9 protein-coding genes and 1 pseudogene are annotated in these 9,384 nt (G+C 61.9%); 7 read left to right on the forward strand and 3 right to left on the reverse strand.

Translation table 11 applies throughout. From position 1 onward, the window contains the following. Positions 1 to 8: 8 nt before the first annotated feature. On the reverse strand, positions 9 to 1,391 hold the full coding sequence (locus BM013_RS39625) for a hypothetical protein (protein WP_093136132.1): 1,383 nt from the start codon (positions 1,389 to 1,391) through the stop codon (positions 9 to 11). Between the two features lie 9 nt (positions 1,392 to 1,400). Continuing rightward, positions 1,401 to 1,892, reverse strand: a complete 492-nt coding sequence (locus BM013_RS39630) for a type III secretion system chaperone (protein ID WP_177225710.1) — start codon at positions 1,890 to 1,892, stop codon at positions 1,401 to 1,403. 370 nt (positions 1,893 to 2,262) lie between these two features. On the opposite strand from BM013_RS39630, the pseudogene BM013_RS42305 reads away from it, so the two are divergent. The 5 genes and pseudogenes from BM013_RS42305 to BM013_RS39650 form a co-directional block, all read left to right on the forward strand. Continuing rightward, positions 2,263 to 2,337 (forward strand): annotated as a pseudogene (locus BM013_RS42305) (IS3 family transposase); the annotation flags it as partial. Between the two features lie 574 nt (positions 2,338 to 2,911). Further along, positions 2,912 to 4,393, forward strand: a complete 1,482-nt coding sequence (locus BM013_RS39635; RefSeq protein ID WP_256221896.1) for a Fic family protein — start codon at positions 2,912 to 2,914, stop codon at positions 4,391 to 4,393. Beyond that, on the forward strand, positions 4,390 to 5,415 hold the full coding sequence (locus tag BM013_RS39640; protein ID WP_093136140.1) for a DNA-binding protein: 1,026 nt from the start codon (positions 4,390 to 4,392) through the stop codon (positions 5,413 to 5,415). Before BM013_RS39635 ends, BM013_RS39640 begins: the two co-directional genes overlap by 4 nt. 261 nt (positions 5,416 to 5,676) lie before the next feature. Further along, positions 5,677 to 6,306, forward strand: a complete 630-nt coding sequence (locus BM013_RS39645; RefSeq protein ID WP_093136143.1) for a carbonic anhydrase — start codon at positions 5,677 to 5,679, stop codon at positions 6,304 to 6,306. A 601-nt stretch (positions 6,307 to 6,907) separates the two neighbouring features. Continuing rightward, positions 6,908 to 7,240, forward strand: coding sequence for a hypothetical protein (locus tag BM013_RS39650; protein WP_143098516.1), 333 nt, complete (start codon positions 6,908 to 6,910; stop codon positions 7,238 to 7,240). A gap of 546 nt (positions 7,241 to 7,786) precedes the next feature. Here BM013_RS39650 and BM013_RS39655 read toward each other — a convergent pair. Beyond that, positions 7,787 to 8,023, reverse strand: a complete 237-nt coding sequence (locus tag BM013_RS39655; protein WP_093136148.1) for a hypothetical protein — start codon at positions 8,021 to 8,023, stop codon at positions 7,787 to 7,789. A 515-nt stretch (positions 8,024 to 8,538) separates the two neighbouring features. On the opposite strand from BM013_RS39655, the gene BM013_RS39660 reads away from it, so the two are divergent. Further along, positions 8,539 to 8,868, forward strand: a complete 330-nt coding sequence (locus tag BM013_RS39660; RefSeq protein ID WP_093136151.1) for a hypothetical protein — start codon at positions 8,539 to 8,541, stop codon at positions 8,866 to 8,868. Positions 8,869 to 8,973: 105 nt separating this feature from the next. Beyond that, positions 8,974 to 9,384 (forward strand): Hsp20/alpha crystallin family protein (locus BM013_RS39665; RefSeq protein WP_093136154.1); only part of this gene is annotated, 411 nt, incomplete at its 3' end.

Below are 9,384 nucleotides of genomic sequence, written 5' to 3' on the forward strand. Positions count from 1 at the left end.
GCGCCCGATCACAGCGTTTGAAACGCCTCCTGCCCCAATCTAATGTCTCCGACGATCTCTTCGATGCCGTTCATGTCGAAGACGTTGGGGTCCTGAAGCACGGATGGAAGCAGTTCGTTCTGCAAGAGCAGCTTGTTCATCACCAAGAAGGCGATGGTTCGAATGTTGCCGTCCATGAACAGGTGGTGCTGGTCTAGATCCTGGCAACATGCTGCAATGGCTCGAAGGATGGCGAGTTCGCGGTCACCTGCGTTCCCCATTTCAAGCGCTTTTTCGCGCGCAACGCCGTACTTCCCGATGATCTCCGTAGCTTTTTGAATGCACGTCTCTCGGGGAATCTCCTTGGCCACCAGCTTCGGGACCGGTTCCCTGTTGTCGAAGCTGATCAAGCCGGTCTTGGCCTTGCCAGACTCCATGTACTCTCCCAGCCCGGCTTGCGTCATGTTCGGCAGCTTTCCAATTGCACCATTGCCAGCCACGTCGAGCTTGAAGCCGACGGCCTCGCCGTCCCTGAACTTCGAAGCCATGACCGCAGTGTGGTCGAGCGTGTCTCGCTCCTGCACGCCGTTCACGGCGACATCATGCAGAGATTCGTACATCTCCGCCGTCAGGGGCTCACGCATGGTCGCGAGCATGGCATTCAATCCATTGAGCATCCCGCGCATGTAGCCACATTCGTTCTCGAAATGACTCTGCTTGAGGGCCGCGGTGCCGGAAAACGAACCCAGGCCGAGATAGCCATCCATCACGAGCTTCCAGCAGGCATCCACCGGGCTTTTCAGCGCTCGGATCACGGGAATATCGGACGTAGCGGCCTTGTCGGCGAAGTCCTGTTGCAGCTTTGCGGCTTCGGCATGAGCCAGCAGCCGCTGCTTGACGTTCTCGCTGACATGGGGGGCGGAACGGATCTCGCTGATGATTGCGCCGAGAACCTCGGAGCGTGCCGAGCAGGTCGTAGCGGCGCAAGCGATATTGCGCTCCACGACCAGGCGACTGAAGTCCGTCAACAGTGCCCTTCCCTCGTCTCCTCTCGGAGACAGGCTGCTCAAAGTGGCTCGCTCGCTGTATTTGTCGCACAGCATCGCGGCGGAATTCTCCGCGATGTGAATGGCTTGCCCCACGAGCTTTGGTGTCAAAGGCGCTCCACCGTCATGGGCGCCTTCGAGAAGGATGCGCACGGCTTGCGACTTCGTGGGATAGGACGTGTGCAGCGCGGTGAAGAGGTTGTCGAAGGCAGCCTTGGACGCGTCGCTACCCAAATCGACGTCGTCCCCCTTGGCCGAAGGTTCGCCCGAGTGCGAAACATCGATCTTGGAATTGGCAGGCTCGCTGGCCATAGCCTGCCAAGCCGACATGCCGGCGGCATTGGAAACGTTGTTCTGCAAGGTCATGCCAGCTCCTCAGGCGTGGTTCAGGAAATCGCTCATTCGTGGCGCGGACTCCGTCGAGCGTGTGTGCAGTCGCCTGCCAGCAGAAGAAGGCGTGAAGCCTTCCTCGACATGGAGCCGCCCTGTCCAGAATGTGGCGACACCCAGAAACTTTTCCGTGATGTCGATGAAGCGCGGAGTGTCCAACACGCTGGCTGGTGCGTGGTGCCGCAACGTGATGACCTCGCAGCCCTCGTCGAGCCCAAAGTAGAAACCGCGTGTCAAGGACCAATCGAGGCTGGCACTCAGCAGGCCCCTGAAGATCGGCACGCCGTCCCGACCGAGCAGACTGGCCACCACGCTCGTCCAGTGAATCTCGTCGTCGGTCTCACCGTAGCTGATGAAGAGTCTCGGGGCTTCGCCAACATGTATCTGACACACATGAGCGTCGTTGGGCGCCAGGCTTGCCAAATTCAGGTGTCTCCCAAGATCCTCCAGGCGGTCCTTGTAGTTCGCAACAGGCATCATGGCTCTCCAGTACATTGGAGCTCTTCAGTAACCGCCGTGCGAAGTTGGTTCCGAGGCGCAGCAAACATCGACCGCCATCGGCAGCAGCGCGCGACGGCAAGTGCACTTTTGGATTGCTTGACCCTGCGACCTCAAGACACGCAGTCGCCACAGGCGTCCCACGCGCACGCAAGTGTGGCCTTTCGGCTTGAGAAGCTGGGCCCCGGCACCTGCAACGTCCGTGCCGACAAGCGGAATGCAAGCGCGGCCCCCTGGTTCCGTGGCGCGATCTCGCCGGCCTGAGCCGCACCCGCGACGCGCCCAACGGGGGCAGACACAGGCGCCCTCAGTGGCCGAAATCCATTTGCAGCGCCTTGGGGCCAACGGCGTAATTGATTCCTACATCCGTTGGTACAACGCGAAGCCGATCAAAATCTCCCTTGGCTCTCTCAGCCCGATTTAGTACTGACAGAGTCTCAGACTCGCGAGCTAAAACCAGTCCACGTTTTTGTCCGCCCCCCAAACAGCGAACGTTCCCGCGTGCAGTTGGAACATGGCCAGTCCCGCAGCGCATGTCACAGGCTGGGTGGGAGGGTGATGGCAGCATCTGGCGCCTTAGGACCAGACCCGGAACAGAAGGGTGTATCTAGATGTTATTTGGAACCGCGATGAGAACTAAGAACGGGGTAGACGCGGTGCGCGGCACTCGGCGGACTGGGTTCTCGCAAGGTGTAGTGCCTGCTTCGGCGGAGCAACCGAAGGCGCAGCGACTCAAGATCTAAAGTCGTGAATACGTGACCCCGGACCGCTATTGGTAGCTGCGCGTGTCCTCGGTTCACCTTGTCGTCGTTCGACAGCGTGCCCGCGCCACGGGCTCGAGGGCGCCGCGCAGATGGGTCAACTCGACGAAACAGCTCGTCATAGTACAAAAAACCCGCTCTTGGCGGGTCTTTTTAACTGAAAATTGTGGTCAGTATAGAAAAAATGGGGCGATTGTGATCGGATACGAGCAGCTGTTAACGCGGATCGGCCTCCGCATGCCTCCGCTTGATCGGCCTGCCCGCATCAAGCCGGTGACGCGCATAGAGGTCATCCAGGGCGTTCTGGCTGTGCCAAGAAACGTCGCGCCGGCGGACAACGCCTCCCTCCTCGCTCATGCCCAGTTTGCCTTGAAGCACGAGGGCGTCAACCTCGCCATTCTGCACGAAGCGATGAAGCTAGTTCCCGCACAGGATATGACCGCTGCGCTCGGCGAACAGCCAAAGGCGGCCTACCTTCGCCGCTTGGCATTCATATGGGAAAAGGCGAACGGGAGAGAGTTGGCTCTGCCCTGGGCGAGCACTGGTGGGAACTACGTTGACATGTTCGACGCGCAGGAGCACTACACAGGTCAGACTTGGGAGAAAAGCACCAAGCTGCGTGTCAACTTCAACGGCCTCGGTCCGTACCACTACTGCCCTATCGTGCTTCGGGATGAGCGTCTTGAACGGCGCGGCGAGAGGGTGCTTCACGAGCTCAAGGTGTGGGCTAGCGACCCCGGCAACGCCGACTTGGTCGACAGGGTCATGAGCTGGGCCTATTTGAGCGAGACACGCGACTCCTACGCGATCGAGAACGAGGAAGCCTCACCGGACAAGGCACGAGCGTTCATGGCCGCCATGCAGCACCTCGCAGATCGGAGCCCGCTCACCGAAGACTATATCGCCGCCCTCCAACAAGCCGTCATCAGTCGCCCCGAATTGGCTGAGTTCGAGTTCCGTGGGCATCAGAACTGGCTGCAGCGTGGTGGCCATGGCGCGCTTTCCGTTCGATACGTACCTCCTCCCCCCGAGACACTGCCCGCGCTTATGGACGGCTTCATGCAGATGGCCAACGTCAGAGACGACACCCCTGCCTTGATCAAAGCGGCGCTGGTCAGCTTCGGCTTTGTGTTCCTTCACCCCTTTGGCGATGGAAACGGCCGGCTATCGCGGCTGCTGGCCCATCACAGCTTGAACTACAACAGCGCGCTGCCTGACGCGCATGGAACGCCGGCACTCCTCCCGCTGTCCGTTGCCATGAAAAAGGACGAGAAGGGATACCTACAGGCCTTGGAGTCCTTCAGCAAACCGGCGCGCGCACTTTGGGACGTCACTTACATCGACGGCGCCCAGTTCGATTTTCAATTCGCATCATCGACGATGATCTACGCGAGCTGGGCGGGACAGGTTGCTTCCGAATTCATCACCTCTTGTGCAGAATCCGCTCTTGAGCAGACGCTGCTCGAGGAGACGACCTACCTGCAGGCATACGACCAAGCCTTCGAGAAGATCGACGCCACGTTCGACCTACCCAACCGGACGATTAACCTGCTAATCCAATGGATTCATCAGAACGGCTGCAAGATGCCGGAGCGACGGAAAAACTCCCAGGAGCTGCACGTTCTCAAGTCCGGGGAGATCGAAGCAATCGAGAAGATTGTCCAAAGTGCGTTCGGCGCATCAAGAGACATCGCAGCAGCAATCCACCGCAGTCAATGATCCGCTGTTTCAAGACCAACCTCCTGATCGAGGGGCAACGCCCCACGATCGAAAGGATTCGCCAGCGCCTGGGCCGAGGTTCGCCGAATACGGTGGGCCCGATGGTCGAGCGCTGGTTCGCAACGCTCGGAAAAAGGCTCGGAAATGGGCTCGATGGCCCCGGAGCCGCATCCAACGACGAGACTGGCCAACAAGTCCCTCTGCCCATCCTGCGCGCGGCCACGCAGCTGTGGCAAGCGGCCCGCGCCGAGGCCGGCCAATCCCTTCGCCAGGAAAGCGAGGCCGGCCGCCGACAGCTTGAGCTTAAGCAGGCTTTGCTGCAGGAAGCGGCAGCCGCATTGCGCACCCGAGAGCAAGCCTTCGAGAGCAATCGCAGCCAGCTGGAAGCAACACTCGCGAGTTCGCAGCACGCCGTGAGCACGCTGCGTGAGCAACTGGAGGCGGCGAGCCAGCGCGCCGCGGCCGTAGACCAAGTGGCCGAGAAGCTGCGCAAACAGCTCGACGACGCCGGCGCCCAGAGGGATCGTCTCAAGGAGGAACACGCCGCCGCCTTGGTTGCACGCGACCGCTTGGCGCTTGAGGCCGAAGAACGGCACATCGCGAACGAACGCCGTCTCCTTGCAGAGGTCGACCGTTCGCGCGAGGAAACCAAGCGCACCGGGCAGGCAGCCCTCCAGTCCGCGACCCGAGACCAGGCTGCGCTGGCAAAGTCTGCCGAGCAGCTTTCCGCCGCACGAAATCAGCTCGCGGAGGAGCAGCGCGCCGCAGCCACCGACGCGTCGAATGCGCAGGCCAGCGCCGAGCAGCAGTTGCGCGAGCAGACAGGCACCCTCACCCTGGCTCACACAGAGCTCGGCCACGCTCTTGCACGGCTGCGGGAGATGCACGCGCTGCATGCCCGGGAAACAGGCGCGCATGAGGCCGCGCAACAGATGCTGCAACGCGCGATGGGTACAGCCGTCCCGCCCAAGGCCAGTGGCAGCGCAATCAGTGCCCCAGCGCGGTCGCCGCGCAAGCGCTGAGTCGGGTGTCGGGTGTCGGGTGTCGGGTGTCGGGTGTCGGGTGTCGGGTGTCGGGTGTCGGGTGTCGGGTGTCGGGAGCCTAAGGATTCAGACGCTCGAGCAACTGGCGGTAGTATTTTTAGTCGGCCAAATACAGCCGCATGAGGCACGTTCCAAGCCCGGGCGATCGCACACGATGATCGCGCCTCGCTTGTATTCGATCACTCGTGTTTGAACGCCGCGCCCGCTCCTTGGTAAAATTCACCATCAGTTGGAGACTCGATGCGTGACGTTGTAGATGGATTCCTGCGGTTCCAGCGAGAGGTGTTTCCCACTCGCAGGGAACTCTTCCAGAAGCTCGCAACCAAGCAGGAGCCGACGACGCTGTTCATTTCCTGCTCGGACAGTCGCATGGTTCCTGAGCTAGTGACGCAGCGCGAGCCCGGCGATTTGTTCGTCATCCGCAACGCCGGCAACATCGTTCCCTCCTTCGGTCCGGAACCTGGGGGCGTGTCGGCAACGGTGGAATACGCGGTCGCCGCCTTGAAGGTCACCGACATTGTCATATGCGGCCACTCTGACTGCGGTGCGATGACTGCCGTTGCCACCTGCGCGTGTCTGGAGCACATGCCGGCGGTGAAGAACTGGCTTCGCTATGCGGACGCGGCTCGCATGATTAACGAGTCGAAGCACCACACCAGCGAACGAGCGCGCATCGACAGCATGGTGCGTGAGAACGTCATCGCACAGTTGAACAACTTGCGCACCCATCCTTCCGTGGCGCTCGCGCTGGCGCAAGGAAAGCTAACGATACACGGATGGGTCTACGACATCGAGTCCGGCTCCATCGTGGCCCTGGCACCTTCCGGCAATTCCTTCGTGCCGCTCGAGGACCACCCAGCGGCGCTCTAAGTCGAAAGCCCCTCGCCAACGACGGCTGTTGGCCGGGTGCGGTCAGCCTGCCGAAATTGCGGCCTCAACCCAAACGACTTCGTCGGCGTGATGCTGGCCGATGGTATCTAGCGCCCCCTCTTACACCAGTGGGTCGCGCGGTCCGAGAGGATAGGCGAAGCGCGTCAGGCCTTTCCCCATCATTGCAGCAAAGTCTTGCTCGGTGACGGCATCGGCGCCACATTAAACCGCGGTGCGCGCACGGCCGTCTCACGAATTGCATCTTTCAGACCAATGCGGATTATTGCAAGAAAGACCACATTCGGTCCTGTTGTCGTTTGGGGAAGTGCTGAGTGACTGGTTTTGGCCGAGGCTGTGTGAAGACGCTGGTGCTGTGCTCTTGGCGTGAAAGTCGATCTCTCAGATCGCGCCAGGATCAACGATCAAGGCTTCGGGAATGATTTGGCTACCCATGAAAACACCACCTTTGAACGTTTTCACACAGCCTCGGCCGACTAGAGCCGCTCGATGGGGGGCGAGCCAGCACCTCGGCGGAAAACGCCGAGAAATGGCCGCATCCTCCGAGCTTGTCATGGGGACCGAGCACCGTGACTCGCTTGACATGCCATCGCCGAAGCTGTTCTACGTCGAACTGCAACGCGCTTGGCCCAACGCGCAGCCACACGCTCGATGGCTCGAGCGGACCCTCACCCTGCGCGAGCAATTGGAGGCGGCGAGCCAGCGCGCTGCGGCTGCAGATCAGGTGGCGGCCAGACTGCGCAAGCAGCTCGACGACGGTGGCGACCAGCGGGATCGCCTGGAGGAGGAACACGCCGTCGCCCTGGCTGCACGCAAGCGTCGGCGCATGAAGCCGAAGAACGGCACATCGAGAGCGAGCGCCGCCTGCATGCAGAGGTCTACCGTTCGCGCGAGGAAACCGAGCGCACCACGGTAGGCAGCCCTCCAGGCAGCGACCCGCGTCTAGGCTGCGCTGCAAAGTCTACCAAGCACTTGGTCGTCGTACGAGATCGGCTCGCCGAGGAACGGCGCGCCGCGCGCACCGAGAGCCCGAGAGCGCCGCGGTCGCCTCCGAAACCGTCGTCGCTCGCGCCCCGGCCATAGATGCGGCGAATGCGCTGACGAGTGCCGAGCAGCAGCAGCGTGAGGGCGGGCGCCATCACGCCAGGGCCGTATCGAGCACGCGCCGCCCTCACACGGCTGCAGGAGCTCCAAGAGCGGGAAATGAGCGCGCACGAGGCCACGCGACTGATGCAGCGGCGCGCGATCGCTGCAACCGCTCCGCCGACGGCCGTTAGCGGCGCACCAAGGGCGCCGCGCGGGCGCCCCCCATCCGTTGAGCCGGCTCTCGGCTCGACCGGGGAGCGTGGAGGAAGCCGTACTGTGGCCGCGTCAACATGAACCCTGTTACTCTGCAAAAAATGGTTGCCGTCGGCATTCCTGCGGGTTCACAGTGCTCCCATTTGAAGCACTCATAGAGCGGTCAGCCGACGCGCTGCCTGATGTCGCCGCCCCACTGCGCCGCCGCCTTCATGGTCTGGCGCAACGCGATCGATTTCTGAATGCGAGCATGCGACTCCTCGCATACAGTACCCACGCGCGCCGCCAGACTAGCTAGGTTCGCGTCGCGATGATTTGGCGCAACGCTGATAAGGCCTTCCCTGCGCGCGGCCTCCTGCAGTGCGTGGGATACGTCGCTCCAATCCTTGAAAACGTGCACCTTGTGGTTTCCGATTCCACATTCCGCCGGCGGACTTGAAAGTCGCCGCGAACTTTGCACTGCCGCCTCGCACCGCAGGAGCTGGTGCCGCACCGGCATACGATATCTCGAGCAATTTGCACCCCAGCTTTTGGCTCAGTGCCTGAGCTTCTAGGGACAACGAGGCCGAGGCTTGAGACATAGGCCTTTACTTTAGCCAGAATGACCTGCCCCCCGTTTCCCGAGCATTCTGAAGTTGCGTCTTCCGCCTCCAGAGCGCCCTGCGCGGCGCCTTGGTGCTCTGATGCAGAACAGATTCCCTCTTGCTTTCCGCTTCAAGAGCACGAGGTCGCGCCTCGTCTTATGAACCTGAGCCGAGAGCTTTCAAGATCGGTTGAACGGTTGCGTACCTTTCCACGACAGTCCGCGTCCCGTCCTGCAGATGCGAAAAAAGTGTTTCGTGTCCCTTGAAAGCTGTTTGGCAGCGCCTAGATTTTCACCGTCGGAAACTGGTCACCGCCAAAGGAGGTATTGAAATGACCATGAACTTGCTCAGGCAGATCGCCGGCTCTCGCTTGCCACTGACTTACTATCGCACGGAGGACATCGACCAGGTCAGGATCCTTTGCGCCGCAGGCCTTGTGGTCGCCGTGGTGCCCTCGCCTTCTCAGTCCGCTTCGGGCTCGCGTTCTGCGGCCCAGGTGCTGGCCATCACCCAGAAGGGCCGCGAGGAACTTGCGAAGTTACACGGCGCCGGATCGCGCGCACCGCGATGGCGCTTCCGGATGCCTCGGATCAAGACCGCGGGATGGCAGCAGGCGTCCCGCCCGGGTGCCGACTCTCGCAAGTCTGCCCCCATGCAGTAGGGCCCATCGCCCCGGCAAGCGTGGCTTGCCCGCCCCCACCCGCCGTTGTATCAACCATGTGCCGTCTCGCTCGGCCGAGGCGTGCCTGCTCTCAGGAGATTTGCCATGTACCGTTCACTGTTCCCCCGCGACGTGCTCGCCGAGATCGATCGCCTGCAGCGCGACATGCGTCAGGCCGCAGATCTTTCGCCCAGCATCCGGGGGCTGCCGCGCGACGGCTTTCCCGCACTCAATGTGGGCAGCACCGAACGCGCGCTCGAGATCTACGCGTTTGCCCCGGGGGTAGATCCGGCGACGCTCGAGGTCACTCTCGAGCGCGGGCTGCTCACCATCGCCGGGGAGCGAAAAGGAGTCGTACCTCGTCAAGGCGACAAGGCCACGCTTCACATCAACGAACGTTTCGAAGGGGCCTTCCGCCGGGTGATGACGCTGCCGGAGGACGCAGACCCGGACGGCGTGGATGCCAAGTTGAGCAACGGGCTGCTTCACATCACCGTTCAGCGGCGCGCGTCCGCC

Source organism: Variovorax sp. OK605 (assembly GCF_900115445.1).
Classification (GTDB): domain Bacteria; phylum Pseudomonadota; class Gammaproteobacteria; order Burkholderiales; family Burkholderiaceae_C; genus Variovorax.

Coding starts and splice junctions, on each gene's coding strand:
- BM013_RS39625 (WP_093136132.1), bottom strand. CDS start 1,391: ATGACCTTGCAGAACAACGTTTCCAATGCCGCCGGCATGTCGGCTTGG.
- BM013_RS39630 (WP_177225710.1), bottom strand. CDS start 1,892: ATGCCTGTTGCGAACTACAAGGACCGCCTGGAGGATCTTGGGAGACAC.
- BM013_RS39635 (WP_256221896.1), top strand. CDS start 2,912: ATGCCTCCGCTTGATCGGCCTGCCCGCATCAAGCCGGTGACGCGCATA.
- BM013_RS39640 (WP_093136140.1), top strand. CDS start 4,390: ATGATCCGCTGTTTCAAGACCAACCTCCTGATCGAGGGGCAACGCCCC.
- BM013_RS39645 (WP_093136143.1), top strand. CDS start 5,677: ATGCGTGACGTTGTAGATGGATTCCTGCGGTTCCAGCGAGAGGTGTTT.
- BM013_RS39650 (WP_143098516.1), top strand. CDS start 6,908: ATGCCATCGCCGAAGCTGTTCTACGTCGAACTGCAACGCGCTTGGCCC.
- BM013_RS39660 (WP_093136151.1), top strand. CDS start 8,539: ATGACCATGAACTTGCTCAGGCAGATCGCCGGCTCTCGCTTGCCACTG.